Source organism: Streptomyces griseiscabiei (genome assembly GCF_020010925.1).
GTDB lineage: Bacteria > Actinomycetota > Actinomycetes > Streptomycetales > Streptomycetaceae > Streptomyces > Streptomyces griseiscabiei.
Genome location: NZ_JAGJBZ010000006.1, coordinates 160,271 through 177,783, shown reverse-complemented (window position 1 = coordinate 177,783; position 17,513 = coordinate 160,271). Strand labels below are relative to the sequence as shown.

The 17,513-nt window shown below is 70.4% G+C and carries 11 protein-coding genes; 5 read left to right on the top strand and 6 right to left on the bottom strand.

The features are described 5' to 3' along the window. The first annotated feature begins 281 nt into the window (after positions 1 to 281). Positions 282 to 2,024 carry a serine/threonine-protein kinase gene (locus J8M51_RS45315; protein ID WP_398858216.1) on the top strand — a complete coding sequence of 581 codons (1,743 nt, stop codon included), beginning with the start codon at positions 282 to 284 and terminating at the stop codon, positions 2,022 to 2,024. Positions 2,025 to 2,107: 83 nt separating this feature from the next. Here the strand turns inward: J8M51_RS45315 and J8M51_RS45310 are convergent, their stop codons facing one another. Beyond that, positions 2,108 to 7,081: an NAD-glutamate dehydrogenase gene (locus J8M51_RS45310; RefSeq protein ID WP_086760525.1), complete on the bottom strand. Its 4,974-nt coding sequence runs from the start codon at positions 7,079 to 7,081 to the stop codon at positions 2,108 to 2,110. Positions 7,082 to 7,708: 627 nt separating this feature from the next. On the opposite strand from J8M51_RS45310, the gene J8M51_RS45305 reads away from it, so the two are divergent. Continuing rightward, positions 7,709 to 8,275: a DJ-1/PfpI family protein gene (locus J8M51_RS45305; protein WP_267300159.1), complete on the top strand. Its 567-nt coding sequence runs from the start codon at positions 7,709 to 7,711 to the stop codon at positions 8,273 to 8,275. A 94-nt stretch (positions 8,276 to 8,369) separates the two neighbouring features. On the opposite strand, the gene J8M51_RS45300 is transcribed toward J8M51_RS45305, so the two are convergent. After that, a complete protein-coding gene (locus tag J8M51_RS45300) occupies positions 8,370 to 9,038 on the bottom strand; it encodes an HAD family hydrolase (protein WP_086765224.1) in 669 nt (222 codons plus the stop codon). Between the two features lie 208 nt (positions 9,039 to 9,246). After that, positions 9,247 to 9,762 carry a DUF6912 family protein gene (locus J8M51_RS45295; RefSeq protein WP_216591356.1) on the bottom strand — a complete coding sequence of 172 codons (516 nt, stop codon included), beginning with the start codon at positions 9,760 to 9,762 and terminating at the stop codon, positions 9,247 to 9,249. A gap of 351 nt (positions 9,763 to 10,113) precedes the next feature. On the opposite strand from J8M51_RS45295, the gene J8M51_RS45290 reads away from it, so the two are divergent. Then, on the top strand, positions 10,114 to 10,608 hold the full coding sequence (locus J8M51_RS45290; RefSeq protein ID WP_267300156.1) for an Rv3235 family protein: 495 nt from the start codon (positions 10,114 to 10,116) through the stop codon (positions 10,606 to 10,608). A 125-nt stretch (positions 10,609 to 10,733) separates the two neighbouring features. Here the strand turns inward: J8M51_RS45290 and secA are convergent, their stop codons facing one another. Continuing rightward, complete coding sequence (gene secA, locus J8M51_RS45285; RefSeq protein ID WP_086754951.1) at positions 10,734 to 13,583, bottom strand: preprotein translocase subunit SecA; 2,850 nt, start codon at positions 13,581 to 13,583, stop codon at positions 10,734 to 10,736. A gap of 331 nt (positions 13,584 to 13,914) precedes the next feature. Between secA and J8M51_RS45280 the strand changes: the two genes are divergently transcribed. Then, the gene (locus tag J8M51_RS45280; protein WP_267300155.1) at positions 13,915 to 14,553 is read left to right on the top strand and encodes a GNAT family N-acetyltransferase; all 639 of its coding nucleotides are present in this window, start codon (positions 13,915 to 13,917) and stop codon (positions 14,551 to 14,553) included. After that, the gene (locus J8M51_RS45275; protein ID WP_267300153.1) at positions 14,550 to 15,713 is read left to right on the top strand and encodes a winged helix-turn-helix domain-containing protein; all 1,164 of its coding nucleotides are present in this window, start codon (positions 14,550 to 14,552) and stop codon (positions 15,711 to 15,713) included. Before J8M51_RS45280 ends, J8M51_RS45275 begins: the two co-directional genes overlap by 4 nt. A gap of 32 nt (positions 15,714 to 15,745) precedes the next feature. Here the strand turns inward: J8M51_RS45275 and J8M51_RS45270 are convergent, their stop codons facing one another. Beyond that, a complete protein-coding gene (locus J8M51_RS45270; protein WP_086762034.1) occupies positions 15,746 to 16,495 on the bottom strand; it encodes a response regulator in 750 nt (249 codons plus the stop codon). A gap of 205 nt (positions 16,496 to 16,700) precedes the next feature. After that, positions 16,701 to 17,393 carry a ribosome hibernation-promoting factor, HPF/YfiA family gene (gene hpf, locus J8M51_RS45265; protein ID WP_398858180.1) on the bottom strand — a complete coding sequence of 231 codons (693 nt, stop codon included), beginning with the start codon at positions 17,391 to 17,393 and terminating at the stop codon, positions 16,701 to 16,703. Positions 17,394 to 17,513: the final 120 nt, after the last annotated feature.

Genomic DNA, 17,513 nt, shown 5'->3' with positions numbered 1-17,513 from the left:
TTTCAGGGGCGCGGGGAACTGCGCGAGAAGCCCCACCGGACCCGCACCCGCCGACGCACCCAACACACCCACCCCCTACCGCGTCCCCTCCCCACAGTCACCCGGAACCACAACTCCACCCCCCGGTGTCATAAGTGCCGTATAAGCTTCGGACCGCTCCAAACGCCCACACCGGCCCAGGAGTTCGGCACCGCAAGGGGGAGGCTCCCATCAGCAGCAGCACTGGCGACATCCTGAGCCCGCTGGGACCGCAGGACCCACGGGAGACCGCCGGCTACCACCTGCACGCCCGCATCGGCGAGGGCGGCATGGGCACGGTCTATCTGTCGCACACCCGAGGCGGCCAGCCCGTCGCCCTGAAGGTCATCCGCCGCGAGTACGGCCAGGACCCCGACTTCCGCCGCCGCTTCGAGCAGGAGGTCCAGGCGGCCCGCCGCGTGCAGGGCTACCACATCGTCCCGGTCGTCGACCACGACACCACCGGCGAACTCCCCTGGCTGGCCTCGGCGTTCATCCCGGGCATCCCCCTGCACGACGCCCTGGTCTCCTTCGGCGCCCTCCCCCTGCCCGCCGTCTTCCAGCTGGTCGGCTGCGCGGCCCGCGCCCTCACCTCCATCCACGCGGCCGGAGTCGTCCACCGCGACCTCAAGCCGAGCAACATCCTCCTCGGCTCCCAGGGCCCGTACGTCATCGACTTCGGCATCGCCCGCGCCGCCGACGCCACCCACCTCACCCAGTCCGGCGGCCTCATCGGCACCCCGCAGTACATGTCGCCGGAGCACGCCCTCGGCGAGCAGGTCACCCCGGCCACCGACGTCTTCTCGCTCGGCCTGATCGCGGCGGTCGCGGCCACCGGACGCCACCCGTACGGCGACGGCGGCGCCATCACCATCGCCGCGCAGATCGCCAACACCGCCCAGCGCCCGCCGAGGCTCGACGGCTACGACGACCGTCTGCGCCCGCTGCTGGAGCGCTGCCTCACCGCCGACCCGGCCGCCCGCGTCGGCACCGAGGAACTGGCCGCGCTGTGCCAGGAGTCGGCGGGCCGCGCCCTCGGCGACTTCACCGGCTGGCTCCCGGCCCCCCTCGCGGCCGAGATCACCCGCCGTGAACAGTCCGCGCAGACCCCGCCCCAGCCGACGGCGCCCCAGATGCCCGCCGCGCCCCCGACCACGGCCCCGGCGCCGCCCCCGCCGACCGGCTTCGGCGCGCCGCCCCCGCAGGACCCGGCTCCCACCCCCGGCTACGGCTACCCGCCCCCGGCGACGGACACCTACAACCTCACCCCGCAGCCGCAGGCCACCGGCCCGGCCCCGACGCCCCCCAAGAAGAGCCGCCGTGGCCTGAAGGCGGCCCTCGTCGCCCTGGCCCTCGTCCTGGTGGCCGGGTCGGGCGCGGCAGCCGCGGTGTACGTGATGGGCGGGAACGACGACGCCGACACCAAGGCGAGCGACACCAAGGACAGCGGCAAGGACAAGGGCGGCGACAAGGCGGGCTCGACACCCGACTCCTCCCCCACCTCCGGCTCCGGCTCCGGCTCCGACGGGCAGGGCGACGGGCAGGACGTGACGAACCCGACCGGGTCCGCGTCGGCGCCCGCGGACACCACGTACACACTGGCCTTCGAAGGCCAGTCCTTCGTGCTGCGCACCCCTGCCGAGAACTACACCTACGTCGACCTGGACGAGCCCAGCATCGACATCAAGGCCCAGATGACGGACGAGACACGCGAGATGTCGCTCCAGAACGGCCAGTGGAGCTTCGAGACCACCATGGGCAAGAGCAAGGGCCCCACGCTCGAACAGTGCCGCACAGGCGCGGACACCGACGTCCTGCCCTCTCTCGTGAACCCCGACGACTTCGGCAAGGACGCGATCATCCCCGAGGGCTCGCTCCTCTGCACGGTCACCAAGGATGGCAACCTCGCCATGTACGAGATCACCAAACTGACCCCGGGGCAGTACAGCTGGGAGGTCCCGAGCGTCGAGGGCAAGCTGACGCTCTGGACGAAGGACACCGAGTAGGCCCGGCGCGCACGGACGACGCGCACGGGACGACGGAGGGGCGCCCCACGGCCGTGGGGCGCCCCTCCGTCGTGGCCGTATCGCTACGAGTGGCTGCGCAGCAGCGTCCGCATCGTCCGCATCGCCACCGACAGGTTGGCGAGGTCGAACGCGTCGGAGCCCTGGATCTCCTCCAGGGTCGTCCGCGCCCGGCCGAGCAGCGCCGCGTTCTTCTGCTCCCACACCTTGAACCGCTGCTCCGGTGTGGAGGAGCCGTTGCCCGCCGACAGCACCTCGGCGGTGAGGGAGGCGTGGGCGGCGTACAGGTCCTCACGGATCGCCGCGCGGGCCATGGACTGCCAGCGGTCCGCGCGCGGCAGATCGATGATGCGGTCCATGAGCTGGGTGATGCTCAGCCGGTCGGCGAGGTCGTAGTACACCTCGGCGACCTCCATCGGCGGACGGCCGACCCGGTCGCCGACCGCGACGATGTCGAGCGTCGGGAAGGCCGAGGAGAAGCCGGCGACCCGGGTGGCCAGTTCCTCCGGGACCCCGGCGCCCGTCAGCTCGTCGTAGATCTTCTGGTACCACTCCAGGTCCGCGCCGCGCAGCAGCTTGGGCAGTTCGCCCCAGACGAGCTGCACGTCCGCGGAGAAGAACTCGATGGTCTCGCTGAGCTGCAACGGCTGCGGCCGGTTGTTCAGCAGCCAGCGCGTACCGCGCTCGACGAGGCGGCGGGAGTGCAGCCGGATCCGGGTCTGGACGGCCGCGTCGACCGTGTTGTCCAGGCTCTCGACCGCGTCCCACACCTCGCCCGACCCGAAGATCGCGCGGGAGGCGGTCTGCGCCCGGACGATCTCCTCCAGGGAGGCCCCGGTCTCCTCACGCAGCCGGTGCAGGAAGCTCGTACCGCCGGTGTTGACCGTGTCGTTGACCAGCAGGGTCGTGACGATCTCCCGGCTCAGCGGGTGGCTGTCGACATGCTCGGCGAACCGCTCGCGCAGCTGCGTCGGGAAGTACTCGTGCAGCAGCTTGCGCAGGTAGGGGTCGTCCGGCAGTGAGGTGTGCAGCAGTTCCTCGGCGACGGTGATCTTGGTGTAGGCGAGCAGGACGGCCGTCTCGGGGCCGGTGAGGCCGTGCCCGGTGTTGAGGCGCTCACGGATCTGCCGGTCGGTGGGCAGGAACTCGATCGCCCGGTCGAGGCGGCCTTCCCTGACCAGGTGGCGCATGAAGCGCTGCTGGGCGTGGAGCATGTCCGGGGACTGGGCGAGGGCGTTGGCGATGGCCGTGTTCTGCGCGTAGTTGTTGCGCAGGACGAGGGCGCCGACCTCGTCGGTCATCTCGGCGAGCAGCTTGTTGCGCTGCTTGACGGTCATGTCCCCTTCGGTGACCAGGCCGTTGAGCAGGATCTTGATGTTCACCTCGTGGTCGGAGGTGTCCACGCCCGCGCTGTTGTCGATGGCGTCGGTGTTGACGCGTCCGCCGGTCTGCGCGAACTCGATCCGGCCCAGCTGGGTCAGTCCGAGGTTGCCGCCCTCGCCGACGACCTGGACCCTGAGGTCCCGTCCGTCGACCCGGATGGCGTCGTTGGCCTTGTCGCCGACGTCGGTGTGCGACTCGGTCGACGCCTTCACGTACGTGCCGATGCCGCCGTTCCACAGCAGGTCGACCGGTGCCTGGAGGATCGCCTTCATCAGGTCCGCCGGGGTCATCTTGGCGACCTTGTCCTCGATGCCGAGGGCGTCCCGGATGTGGGCGTTGATCGGGATCGCCTTGGCGGTGCGCGGGAAGACGCCGCCGCCGGTGGAGATCAGGTCGGTGTCGTAGTCGGCCCAGCTGGAGCGGGGCAGTTCGAAGACCCGGCGGCGCTCGGCGTAGGAGGTGGCCGCGTCCGGGGCGGGGTCGATGAAGATGTGCCGGTGGTCGAAGGCGGCGACCAGCCGGATGTGCTCGCTGAGCAGCATGCCGTTGCCGAACACGTCACCGGACATGTCACCGATGCCGACGACCGTGAAGTCCTCGGCCTGGGTGTTCACCCCCAGCTCCCGGAAGTGCCGCTTGACCGACTCCCAGGCGCCGCGGGCGGTGATGCCCATGCCCTTGTGGTCGTAGCCGGCCGAGCCGCCGGAGGCGAAGGCGTCCCCGAGCCAGAAGTTGTAGCTCTCGGCGACCTGGTTGGCGATGTCGGAGAAGGTCGCGGTGCCCTTGTCGGCGGCGACGACGAGATAGGTGTCGTCCTCGTCGTGCCGGACGACGTCCGACGGGGGGACGACCTCGCCCGCGACCATGTTGTCGGTGATGTCGAGCAGGGCGGAGATGAACGTCTTGTAGCTGCGGATGCCCTCGGCCAGCCAGGCGTCCCGGTCCACCGACGGGTCCGGCAGCTGCTTGGCGACGAAGCCGCCCTTGGCGCCGACGGGCACGATGACGGTGTTCTTCACCATCTGCGCCTTGACCAGGCCGAGGATCTCGGTCCGGAAGTCCTCCCGCCGGTCCGACCAGCGCAGTCCGCCTCGGGCGACCTTCCCGAACCTCAGGTGCACGCCCTCGACGCGCGGCGAGTACACCCAGATCTCGAACGCCGGGCGCGGCGCCGGGAGATCGGGGATGGCCTGCGGGTCGAACTTCATGGAGACGTAGTCGTGCGGCTTGCCGCCGGCCGCCTCCTGGAAGAAGTTGGTGCGCAGCGTCGCCTTGATGACGGTGAGGAAGGACCGCAGGATCCGGTCCTCGTCGAGGCTGGCCACCTGGTCGAGCGCGGCGTCGACCTCTTCGAGGAGCGCGTCGACGATCTCGCGTCCCGCCCGCTGCCGGTCCGGTGACATCCGCGCCTCGAACAGGGAGACGAGCAACCGGGTGGTGTGGACGTTGTTGCGGAGGGTGTCCTCCATGTAGTCCTGGCTGAAGGTGGACCCGGCCTGCCGCAGGTACTTGGCGTACGCGCGCAGCACCATGGCCTGCCGCCAGGTGAGCCCGGCGCTCAGCACGAGCGCGTTGAACCCGTCGTTCTCGGCCTGCCCGGTCCAGGTGGCGGCGAACGCCTCCTGCACCCGCTCCCGGGCGTCGTCCCCGGCGTAGTCCACGCTCCCGGCCTGCGGCCTCGGCATCCGCAGCCCGAAGTCGTAGATCCACGCGGTCGTCCGGTCCGCGCAGCGCAGCTCGTACGGCCGCTCGTCGATGACCTCGACGCCGATGCGGTTGAGGACGGGCAGCACCGCGGAGAGGGAGACGGAGCCGCCCCTGCGGTAGATCTTGAAGCGGCGCTCGTCGGGCGCGGCGCCCACCGGCTCGTACAGGCTGAGCTCGAAGTCCTCGTCCTGGTCGAGCGCTTCGAGACGGCAGAGGTCGGCGACGGCCGAGCGGGGGTTGTGGTCGGCCTTGTACCCCTCGGGGACGGCGTGCCCGTACTTGCGCAGCATCTCGGCGGCGCGCTCCTCGCCGACCTCGGCGTTCAGCGCCTCCGCGAAACCGTCCGACCAGGAGCGGGCGGCCTCGACGAGCTTGGCCTCCAGCCGGTCCTTGTCGGCGTCGCTGAGGTGCGGCAGCTCGGTGCCGGGCTCGACACGGACCACGAAGTGCAGCCGGGAGAGGATCGATTCGGTGTTCCAGGCGGTGAAGTCGACGCTGATGCCGCCCAGTTCCTCCTTCAGGATGTCGATGATCCTGAGGCGTACGCCGGTGGTGTAGCGGTCGCGCGGGAGGTAGACCAGCGCGGAGTAGTAGCGCCCGTACTCGTCCTGGCGCAGGTAGAGCCGCAGTCGGCGGCGCTCCTGGAGGTAGAGCACGGAGGTGACGATGGACCGCAGCTCGTCGGCGGAGGTCTGGAACAGCTCGTCGCGCGGGTAGGTCTCCAGGATCTGGAGGAGGTCGCGGCCGTCGTGGCTGTTGGGCGAGAACCCGGCGCCCCGCAGAACGTCCTCGACCTTGCGGCGGACGACGGGCACCCGGCGCACGGACTCCGTGTAGGCGGCCGAGGAGAACAGTCCGAGGAAGCGCCGCTCGCCGACGACATTGCCCTCGGCGTCGAACTTCTTCACGCCGACGTAGTCGAGGTAGGACGGCCGGTGGACGGTGGCCCGGCTGTTGGCCTTCGTCAGCACGAGGATCTTGTGCTCCCGGGCCTTGGCGCGGGCGTCGGCGGGCAGCCGTTCGAAGGAGGAGCTGACGGGGTGCTGGTCGGGGCCGGAGTGGTGCGGGTCGGAGCGCAGGATGCCGAGGCCCGTACCGGCGACGGCGGACAGCGAGTCGTCCTCGCGCAGCTCGTACTCCCGGTACCCGAGGAAGGTGAAGTGGTCGTCGGCGAGCCAGCGCAGCAGCTCGCGGGCCTCCTCGACCTCCTCGCCGCGCAGGTCGTCGGCGGTGTGCTCGGCGGGCAGCCCGTCGGCGATCCGGACGGCCGCCTCCCGCATCTTCTCCCAGTCCTCGACGGCCTCGCGGACGTCGGACAGGACGCGCAGCAGGTCGTTGTTGATCTGCTTGAGGTCGGCCCGGTCGGTCTCGCGGTCGATCTCGACGTGGATCCAGGACTCGATGTGCGCGTCGTGCGGAAGGGTCTCGCCATTGGCGACGGCGGTCGCCGCCGCGGCGACGGCGGCGGGCTCGGTGATCAGTTCGACGAGCCTGCCGGTGACGTCCCGGCGCACGACGACCTGCGGGTGGATGACGACATGGATCCCGCGCCCCTGCCGTGACAGCTCATTGGTCACGGAGTCGACGAGGAAGGGCATGTCGTCGGTGACGACCTCGACGACGGAGTGGCTGCACGTCCAGCCGTTCTCCTCGACCGTCGGGGTGTGGACCCGTACGTTGGCCGTGCCCTGGGGGCGGTTCTCGGCCAGTCGGTAGTGGGAGTGGGCGGCTCCGAAGACGTCGACCGGGTCACGGCCGCTCAGGTCCTCCGGGGCGGTGTGCAGGTAGTAGCGCTGGAGGAACGCGAGCACGGTGTCGTGGTCCGGGATGCCGGACTCCGTCTCGCTCGTCGTCCCAGTCGGTAGATACCCCCCGACCGGGCTGTTCTCAGCTACCCGGGCGGCCCGTTCGAGCAGCTCGGCCTTGGCTTCGTCCAGCTTGGTCTGCATTGTCCTCTGGCTCCTGTCGCGCGCCGTTGCGTGACGTAGAAGGAAGTACGAACTCGTCCCCTCCGACGCGCCACCACGACACGGGGTGTCCGGTCTGATTCGACGCTATGCCGCGGGGTGAGATGAGCGGGGGGCGATCAGCCATTCTCGGCACCCGGCAGGGGTGTGACGCTGCTCTCCGCAGCGCCCGACCGGTGGGGGTGTCCGGCGTCCCGGGAGCCCTGGTGGCTCCCTCCCGCCCGCGAGGACCAGCGACCGCCGCCCGGCCACGGATGTCGTCCGTGTCCACCGGGCGCAGGGCAGGGACGAACGCGCCCCCGCGAGCTATCGCGCTGATCACGCCACAAGGCTATCCCTCCGGACGGGGGGCACGTCATGAGCCGTATGTGTACAAAACACAGGCCCGAACTTTGACGTTCTGCACAGTGCCCTCCGCGCACTTTTGAGCTTACCTCCGCGCAACCGAGCTTATACGCGCTTTCGCCGCACCCCGCGTCCACCCACCCACCGCTCCACGCGCACACCCCCTTGGCAAACCTTCACCCCGGATGCACGTTGCCCAGGAAGGCGCGGCCCGACGGCCATAGCCTGACGGAAGAGGCCCTGCGACACCGAGGGGAGCCCACCATGACGGCCAAGATCCTGATCGTGACCGGCGACGCGGCGGAGTCACTGGAGGTCCTGTATCCCTACCAGCGCCTCCGCGAGGAGGGGTACGAGGTCCACATCGCCGCCCCCAGCCGCAAACAGCTCCGCTTCGTGGTCCACGACTTCGAACCGGGCTACGACACCTACACCGAGAAACCCGGCTACAGCTGGCCCGCCGACCTGGCGTTCTCCGAGGTCGACCCGGGTCAGTACGCCGCCGCCGTCGTCCCCGGCGGCCGGGCCCCGGAGTATCTGCGCAACGACCCCGAGCTGCGCAAGATCCTGAAGTCCTTCTTCGACACCGACAAACCGGTCGCCCAGATCTGCCACGGCCCGCTGCTCACCGCCTCCGTGGACGCCCTGTCGGGCCGCCGCGTCACCGCGTACCCCGCGCTGGAGCTCGACATGCAGGCCGCCAGCGCGACCTTCCAGGACGCGGAGGCCGTCGTCGACGGCACCCTCGTCTCCGCCCGCGCCTGGCCGGACCACCCCGCCTGGATGCGGGAGTTCCTCACGGTGCTGCGGGCGAAGGCGCCGGTGACCTAGCCGGGGTGCCCCGGTAGCGCGGGGGGGCGGGGTGGCGCCGGGGGGGCGGGGTGGCGCCGGGGGGGCGGGGTGGCGCCGGGGGGGCGGGGTCGGGCTACGCGGCGAGCCGCCCGGCCTCCTCGACGGCCTCCTCCAGGGTGTCCACGACGGGCACCCCGACCCCCTCCAGGCTGGCCCGGCTGTGGGAGCCGCCGGTGTAGAGCACGGCCTGCGCGCCCACATGCCGGGCGGCGACGGCGTCATCGGCGGCGTCCCCGATCACCACGGTCCGTCTCGGCTCCACGCCCACGAGTCGGCGCAGATGCCGCACCATGTGCTCGGTCTTGCTGCCGCCGGAGGGCCCGGTGCGCCCGTCGACCCGGACGAAGTGCGGCTCGATCCCGAAGCCGCGCACCAGCGGCACCAGCTCCTCGTGCACGTACATGCTCAGAATCGACTGACTGCGCCCCCCGGAGACCCAGTCGGTGAGGAGCCCGGGAACCCCCGCGGTCAGACCGCAGGCGACCCGGTGCTCCGCGTAGTACCGGTGGAAGACCACATCCATGGCCTCCCACTCCTCGTCCGTGGGCAGCCGCCCGATCAGCCGCTCGTAGAACTTCGGCACCGGCACGCAGTACAGCTCCCGGTACCGCTCCAGCGTGATCGACGGGATCCCCAGCTCCGCGAACGCCGCGTTCGTCGCCCCGATGATCGCCTCGTTGTCGTTCAACAAGGTCCCGTTCCAGTCCCAGACGATATGTGCCCCGACTCCGTTCATCCCCATCCCCAAAACGTACCCCGGCCCACCGACAACGCATTCCCGCCCCATGGCTGCGGGCAATCGGGCGGCCCGGGGAGGCCCGGGGCGGCACGGGTGGGCGCGGCGGCACTCCGCGAGCGCCGGAAGCGAGACCCCGCCCCCGGCTCGGCCCCGGCGGAGGGCGCCGCTCGGCCGGCCCCGCCGAGCCCCGCCCCGCGCTACGCGAACCCGCTCAGCCGCCCAGCCCCACCAGGTTCGGGATCTCCTGCGTCGCGTACCAGAGCAGCTCATGATCATCCGCGCCGTCCACGATGAACTGCGCGTCGTCGTCCCCCTGGTCCGCCGCCCCCAACGCGGCCGCCGCCTCGCCCACCTCGCCCTCCGCCTCCAGCGAGTCGACATGCACGGCCGCCGCCTTGCCCAAGGACACCGGCCCGGCGACCCGCACCTCCCCGAGCGCCACCGGGTCGAGCCCCCGATCGGGATCGGCCACCGCGTCCCGGTCCGCCACGTCCACGGCCACGACGACCCTCCGCCGGGCCGCCCCCGGATCCACCGCCACCAGCCGCAGCGACGCCAGCGCCGCCCGGTTCAGCGCCGCGTACTCCAACTCCTCGATGTCGTCGGACAGATACCACTCCCGCAGAGCGGGCGTGACGGCGTACGCGACGAACGCCCCCTCCCCCAGCTCCCCCGTCTTGTACGCCTCGGCGAGCCCGGGAAGGGTCAGGGGGACGTAGACGCGCATGGCAGGCCGCTTTCGTAGTCGTGATCTCGGAGCACCTCGGAGCGGAGCGCGATCCGACGGCCCCACGAAGCCTCCGAAGCGCCTTCAGGATACGTGCGGACGTCCCCTTTCGAGCCCCCGCCCACCCCTCCGTACGCGTCCACCCCGGGCCCGCCACCTCACCCGGCGCACCCCCGCGCCACCGGGCCCGAGCACCCTCCCCCTCATCCTGATAGGTGAACCTTCGCCGCCCCCGGCCGGCCCCCGCTCTCCCCTTGCGACGGCCCCTTCCGGCCTCGTACAAGATCCCCAACGCCAAGTTACTTACTGGTACCCACGGCCTCGCCGACACCCGACGAACGGGGATCCCCGATGAACAAGGTCATGACCCGGACCAAGCGCCACCCCGGCACCCGCCCACCCGTCCGCCACGACCCCCGCCGCCCCGGCCGCGCCCCGTCCCGCCCGGCCCCGACGGGCAACCGCCCCTCCCCGGCGCCCGCCCCGCCCGCCACCAGGTCCCACCCCCGCCCCACCGACCGCTTCGCCGACCTCCTCCTCGCCGTGCTCACCGGCCGCCGCCCCGTCCACAGCATGCTGCGCCACACCGCGGGAAGGGCCTACGACGAACTGGCCCGGCTGGCCGAGCGCGGCCCCCTGAGCGCCCCTCACGGCGCCCACCCCGTGGTCCGCGACATCGGCTACTACGTGGCCGCCCCGGGCGCCCTGGAGGTCTTCGCCCGCATCGGCGCCGGCGACCGTCTGCGCGCCATGGCCTTCCGTCTGGAACACGGCCCCGACCACCGCTGGCGCTGCACAGCCGTGGAGCTCGGCGGCCCGAGGCCACTCCCCCCGGCCGACGAATGAACCACCCCGCCCGGCACACGCGAAGGGCCGGACAGACGAAGGGCCGGGCACCCGAAGATGCCCGGCCCTTCCGAGCCTCACGGCTCGACACTCATGGTCCGCCCCTCACCGGAGCGAACCGAACCTCACTTCTTACGGCGACGGCTCGTCTTCCCCTGCTGCTTGCGGCGCTCCGCGCGCGTGAGGCCGTCGGCCTCGGAGCGGACCGGCTCGTCCTCGGGCAGGTCGCCCTCGACGATGCCGCCCTCGCCGTCGACGGTCGGCGCGGAGAAGTGGAGACGGTCACGGCGCTGCGGGGCCTCCAGCCCCTTCGCCCGGATCTCCGGCCGGGACGCACCCGCCTGGGCCGGCACCGCGTCGCCGGTCTTCTCCAGGGACGGCTTCGCGTCCTCGACGGGGACCTCCTCGACCTGCTGCTCGACCTGGACCTCCAGGTTGAACAGATAGCCGACGGACTCCTCCTTGATGCCCTCCATCATGGCGGTGAACATGTCGAAGCCCTCGCGCTGGTACTCGACCAGCGGGTCCTTCTGGGCCATCGCGCGCAGGCCGATGCCCTCCTGGAGGTAGTCCATCTCGTAGAGGTGCTCGCGCCACTTGCGGTCGAGCACGGACAGCACCACGCGGCGCTCCAGCTCCCGCATGATCTCGGGGCCGAGCTGCGCCTCACGCGCCTCGTACTGCTCCATGATGTCGTCCTTGATGGACTCGCCGATGAACTCGGCGGTCAGCCCGGCCCGGTCCCCGGCGGCCTCCTCCAGCTCGTCGACGGTGACCTTCACCGGGTAGAGCTGCTTGAAGGCCCCCCACAGCCGGTCGAGGTCCCACTCCTCGGCGAAGCCCTCGGCGGTCTCCGCGGTGATGTAGGCGTTGATGGTGTCGTCCATGAAGTGCTGGATCTGCTCCTGCAGGTCCTCGCCCTCCAGGACGCGCCGGCGCTCGCCGTAGATGACCTCGCGCTGCCGGTTGAGGACCTCGTCGTACTTGAGGACGTTCTTCCGGGTCTCGAAGTTCTGCTGCTCCACCTGCGACTGGGCGGAGGCGATCGCGCGGGTGACCATCTTGTTCTCGATCGGGACGTCGTCCGGCACGTTCGCCATGGACATCACTCGCTCGACCATCTGGGCCTTGAAGAGCCGCATCAGGTCGTCGCCCAGCGACAGGTAGAAGCGGGACTCGCCCGGGTCGCCCTGACGGCCGGAACGACCGCGCAGCTGGTTGTCGATCCGGCGGGACTCGTGCCGCTCGGTGCCGAGGACGTACAGCCCGCCGAGGTCCTTGACCTCCTCGAACTCCGCCTTGACGGCCTCCTCGGCCTTCGCGAGCGCCTCGGGCAGGGCGTGCGCCCACTCCTCGATGTGCTCCTCGGGGTCGAGACCGCGCTGCCGCAGCTCCGCCTCGGCGAGGTCGTCGGGGTTGCCGCCGAGCTTGATGTCCGTACCGCGGCCGGCCATGTTCGTCGCGACGGTCACGGCGCCCTTGCGGCCGGCCTGGGCGACGATCGTCGCCTCCCGGTCGTGCTGCTTGGCGTTGAGCACCTCGTGCTGGACGCCGCGCTTGCTCAGCTGCTGCGACAGGTACTCGGACTTCTCGACCGACGTCGTACCGACGAGGATCGGCTGGCCCTTCTCGTGCTTCTCGACGATGTCGTCGACTACCGCCTCGAACTTCGCGACCTCGGTGCGGTAGATCAGGTCGGACTGGTCCTTGCGGACCATCGGCCGGTTGGTCGGGATCGGCACGACACCGAGCTTGTAGATCTGGTGGAACTCGGCGGCCTCGGTCATCGCCGTACCGGTCATGCCGGACAGACCGGGCTGTTCCTTGCCGTCGTGGTCGTGGCGCTTGTAGAGGCGGAAGAAGTTCTGCAGGGTGATCGTGGCGAGCGTCTGGTTCTCGTCCTTGATGTCCACCCCTTCCTTCGCCTCGATCGCCTGGTGCATGCCCTCGTTGTAGCGGCGGCCGGCGAGGATACGGCCGGTGTGCTCGTCGACGATCATGACTTCGCCGTCCATGACGACGTAGTCCTTGTCCTTCTTGAAGAGCTCCTTCGCCTTGATGGCGTTGTTCAGGTAGCCCACCAGAGGGGTGTTCACCGACTCGTAGAGGTTGTCGATGCCCAGCCAGTCCTCGACCTTGCCGACACCGGACTCGTGGATGGCGACCGTGCGCTTCTTCTCGTCGACCTCGTAGTCGCCGGTCTCCTCGATGCCCTTGAGCTGGTTGCCGGGCTCGCCCTTCTTCAGGCGGGTGACCAGCTTGGCGAAGTCGCCGTACCACTTGGTGGCCTGGTCGGCCGGGCCGGAGATGATCAGAGGCGTACGGGCCTCGTCGACGAGGATGGAGTCGACCTCGTCGACGATCGCGAAGTTGTGGCCGCGCTGGACGAGCTCGTCCTTGGACCAGGCCATGTTGTCGCGGAGGTAGTCGAAGCCGAACTCGTTGTTCGTGCCGTAGGTGATGTCGCAGTTGTACTGCTCGCGGCGCTGGGCCGGCGTCATGTTGGCGAGGATGCAGCCGACGCTCAGGCCCAGGAACTTGTGGACGCGGCCCATCATCTCGGAGTCGCGCTCGGCCAGGTAGTCGTTGACCGTGATCAGGTGGACGCCCTTGCCGGACAGCGCGTTCAGATACGCGGGCAGGGTGCCGACGAGGGTCTTGCCCTCACCGGTCTTCATCTCGGCGACATAGCCGAGGTGCAGGGCGGCGCCGCCCATCATCTGCACGTCGTAGTGGCGCTGGCCGAGGGCGCGCTTGGCACCCTCGCGGACGGTGGCGAACGCCTCGGGAAGCAGGTCGTCGAGGGTCTCACCGTCGGCGTACCGCTGCTTGTACTCCTCGGTCAGGGCGCGCAGCTCGGCGTCGGAGAGGTCGATGAAGTCCTCTTCGATGGAGTTGACCTGGTCCGCGATGCGGTGCAGCTTGCGCAGGATTTTGCCTTCGCCTGCACGCATGATCTTCGAGAGGACGGACACGGGGGTTTGTCTCCTTGCCGGTCGGGCCTGGGACGGTCGGTTTCAATGACAGTTGGCAGTTTTCAATCACAGCTTGAGCAACGGCCATCGTAAGCGAGGACCCCGCCGTGCCGGGAGGTCTGGCAGGGACAGCTACCAGGACAACGGGTGGGCGTTGCGGATGGTGCCGCGTTCCGCCCACGAAATGCGTGAATTGTGACCGCCCCCTCACGCAGCGCTCATGTCCCGCTCACGCCCTGCTCACGCCTGGCTCACCCGTCGTGCTCGCGCCGCCGGCGGAACGGCCTCGAACTCGATGGCGCTCCCCGCCCCCACCGAGCAGAATCGCCCGATGGAACCTGTCACCCTGACCACCGAGCGCCTGCTGCTGCGCACCGTGGACCGGCGCGACACCGACGCGGTGTACACGGCCGCCCAGGACCCGGACATCCAGCGCTGGACCACGATCCCCTCACCGTACTCGCGGGAGCACGCGGAGGATTTCGTCGAGCGGTCCGTCCCCCAAGGCTGGGCCGACGCCTCCATGTTCACCTTCGGCCTCTTCCTCCCCGCCGGCGAACTGGCTGGCATGCTCGGCATCACGATGCGCTCGGCGGGCACCGGCGAGATCGGCTTCTGGGCCACCAGGGAGCACCGCCGCAACGGCTACATCACCGAGGCCACCCGCGCCGCCGCCCACTGGTCGTTCACCACCCTCGGCCTCGACCGCCTCGAATGGCGTGCCGAGGTCGGCAACACCGCCTCCCGCGCGGTCGCCCTGGCCACCGGCTTCACCCTGGAGGGCACCCTCCGCTCGGCCCTCCTCAACAACGGCACCCGCCGCGACTGCTGGCTGGCCTCCCTGCTCCCCTCGGACCTCTCCCTCCCCTCCCCCACCCCCTACCTACCGGCCACCCGACCCACGCCCCATCCCCATCCCCGCAGCTCACCCCCGCACTGTCAGTGCCCTCCCCTACCCTGCGGAGCATGACCTCCCTCCCGCGCCCCACCACAGAACTCACCGCAGACGAGGCCCGCCGTATCGCCCTACGGGCCCAGGGCTTCCTCGGCGCCCCGGACCGCAGATCCGGCGTCCGCGGCGTCCTGCGACACCTGGGCGCGGTCCAGCTCGACACCATCTCGGTCCTCGCCCGCTCCCATGAACTCATCCCGTACGCCCGCCTCGGCGCGGTCGGCCGCACCACGGTCGACAGGGCGTACTGGACGGACACACACGCCTTCGAGTACTGGTCCCACGCCGCCTGCATCCTCCCCATCGAGGAATGGCCCCACTTCGCCTTCCGCCGCCGCGCCTACCGCGCCCGCCCCCAGTGGGGCCACGAACTCCCGGACGGCGCCTACGACCGCGTCGTCAAACAGCTCCGCACCGAGGGCCCCCTCACGGCCACGGAACTGGGCGGCGCCAAGCGCACCAGCGAGTGGTGGGACTGGTCCGGCGAGAAGGTCGCCGTGGAACGCGCCCTGATGTACGGCGAGGTGGTCTGCGTGGCACGCCGCGGCTGGAAGCGGGTGTACGACCTGGCGGAGCGCGCGATCCCCGCCGATCTCCTCCATGACGAGCTGGACGACAAGGAGTGCGTACGCCGCCTGGTCCGCCTGGCCGGCGAGGCCCTCGGCGTCGGGACGCGCGCGGACATCGCCGACTACCACCGTCTCAGGGGCGAGCAGTTCGACGCGGTGGTGGCCGACTCGGGCCTGGTCCCGGTGACGGTGGAGGGCTGGGCGAAGCCGGCCTGGGCCGATCCGGTGGCCCTCGCCTCACCCCCGCGCGGCCGCCACCGCACCACGCTGCTGTCCCCGTTCGACTCCCTGATCTGGGAACGGGCCCGCACGGAGCGGATCTTCGGCTTCACCCACCGCCTGGAGGCGTACGTCCCCAAACAGAAGCGCGTGCACGGCTACTTCGCGATGCCGGTCCTGTCCGGCGGCCGGCTCGTCGGCCGTGTCGACCCGGCCCGCGACGGCCGCACCCTGGTCGCCAAACAGATCACCCTCGACGGCCCCAAGGCGGTCCCGGCCGTGGCCCAGGCCCTCCTGGAAGCCGCGACCTGGGTGGACTGCACGGACGTCCGCGTGGAACGCGTGGACGCCCCGGAACTGCGCGAGCCCTTGATGCGCGCCCTGTCCTGAGGAACCCGACGGATTCGGTAGCTCCGATAGCCCTACCGAATCTCCAGGATCTTCTCCCGCATCGCGTACACCACGGCCTCCATCCTGGAGTGCAGCTGCAGCTTCTCCAGGATGTTGCGCACATGGTTCTTCACGGTGTTCTCGGAGATGAACAGCTCTTTGGCGATGTCCCGGTTGTTCATCCCGGTCGCCACGAGCTTGAGCACTTCCAGTTCCCGGTCCGTCAGCCGCGGCGCCGGCACGAGCCGCCGCTCGTCGGTCCGCTGGATCATGGACTTGAACTCGGTGAGCAGCTTCGACGCCATCGAGGGGCTGATCTGCGACTGCCCGTCCGCGACCGCGCGAATGGCCGTGGCCACCTCGTCCGTGGAGATCTCCTTGAGGAGATAGCCGGTCGCCCCCGCCTTGATCGCGTCGTAGAGGTCGGCCTCCTCGTCACTGATCGTCAGCATGATGATCTTCGCGCTGGGGGCCACCTCCTTGATGGAGGTGCACGCCTCGATACCGCCGCGCTTGGGCATCCGTACATCCATCAGCACGATGTCCGGCAGCAGATCCGCGGCCTTGTCGACCGCCTCCGCCCCGTCACCGGCCTCGCCGACGACCTGGATGTCCTCCTCCGCGGCGAGCACGATCTCCAGACCGCGGCGGAAGAGCGCGTGGTCGTCCACGACGAGGACCCGGATCGGCTCCTTTCGCGAGGAGCCCGCGGCGGAGCCCATGCCACCGGCGCCGTCGTCGGCGTCCTGGTCACGCATCGGTCCGAAACTGCTGTCCGCCATCGTTCCTCCCCCTGAGGCCGTGGCCTGTGTCTCTGTGCCATTGCCAACCCAAGGCAACGACCCCCCGGTTGGGGCCGGTTCGGCCATGATTTCATGCCCGGCCCGCCCTGCGGTGACAAGAGCGGACGGCAAGGGGTCGCACACCGGTGCCCCTGGGGGCGCACGAGCGCTCCAGGGGCACCGGCTCAGCTCTCACCCGGCGCGGTCAGCCGCCGAGCGCGCCGCCCGCGGCGTCCGAATGCGCCTGGGCGACCATCGGGTCCGTACTGAGGTGGATGACGCCGTAGTCGTAGGCGTGCCGCCGGTAGACGACACTGGGTTCCTTGGTCTCGGAGTCGACGAAGAGGTAGAAGTCGTGCCCGACCAGTTCCATCTCGTAGAGAGCCTGGTCGAGGGTCATCGGGGACGCCACATGGGTCTTCTCGCGGACGACGAGGGGGCCTTCGCCCTTCACCTCCAGCGAGCCGATCCGCTTGGTGGGCACGCCGTCCGGCTGCTCTTCGTCGGCGACGTATCCATTGCCGTTGAGAGTCGCCACGCCCGGGACGTGGTCGGCGACCTCCGCGGCCGTGAGCCTGCGCGCGCCTCGGCGCGTGTACCGCTTGTCGTGCTGCTTGCGCAGCCGGGCTTCCAGCTTGTCCGCCGCCAGGTCGAGCGCCGCATACGGATCGCTTGCCGCTGCCTCCGCCCGGATCACCGGCCCGCGGGAGTGGAGTGTGATCTCCACCCGGTCACTGCGGTCGGCCTGTCGGGGGTTGGGCTCCTTGGACACCTCGACGTCGAGGCTGATCACCTTGCCGTCGAGCTTCTGGATCTTCTCCAGCTTCAGCTTCTCGGCCACGTGCTTGCGGAACCGCTCGGGCACCTCGGTCTTGCGGCCCTTGACGACGATGTCCACGCAGAACTCCGTTCCCGGATCGCCCCGCTCCACTGGCGGAGCATCTCCCTTGTGCACCAGGTTCCGGTGACTCCCGGAACCGCGGACTCGGTGACTTCCACCTCCTCCTCCCCCGTGGGC

Bases quoted from the DNA above. Each gene is read 5' to 3' on its own strand.
- J8M51_RS45310 (WP_086760525.1), bottom strand. From the start codon at position 7,081: ATGCAGACCAAGCTGGACGAAGCCAAGGCCGAGCTGCTCGAACGGGCC.
- J8M51_RS45305 (WP_267300159.1), top strand. From the start codon at position 7,709: ATGACGGCCAAGATCCTGATCGTGACCGGCGACGCGGCGGAGTCACTG.
- J8M51_RS45300 (WP_086765224.1), bottom strand. From the start codon at position 9,038: ATGGGGATGAACGGAGTCGGGGCACATATCGTCTGGGACTGGAACGGG.
- J8M51_RS45295 (WP_216591356.1), bottom strand. From the start codon at position 9,762: ATGCGCGTCTACGTCCCCCTGACCCTTCCCGGGCTCGCCGAGGCGTAC.
- J8M51_RS45290 (WP_267300156.1), top strand. From the start codon at position 10,114: ATGAACAAGGTCATGACCCGGACCAAGCGCCACCCCGGCACCCGCCCA.
- J8M51_RS45280 (WP_267300155.1), top strand. From the start codon at position 13,915: ATGGAACCTGTCACCCTGACCACCGAGCGCCTGCTGCTGCGCACCGTG.
- J8M51_RS45275 (WP_267300153.1), top strand. From the start codon at position 14,550: ATGACCTCCCTCCCGCGCCCCACCACAGAACTCACCGCAGACGAGGCC.
- J8M51_RS45270 (WP_086762034.1), bottom strand. From the start codon at position 16,495: ATGGCGGACAGCAGTTTCGGACCGATGCGTGACCAGGACGCCGACGAC.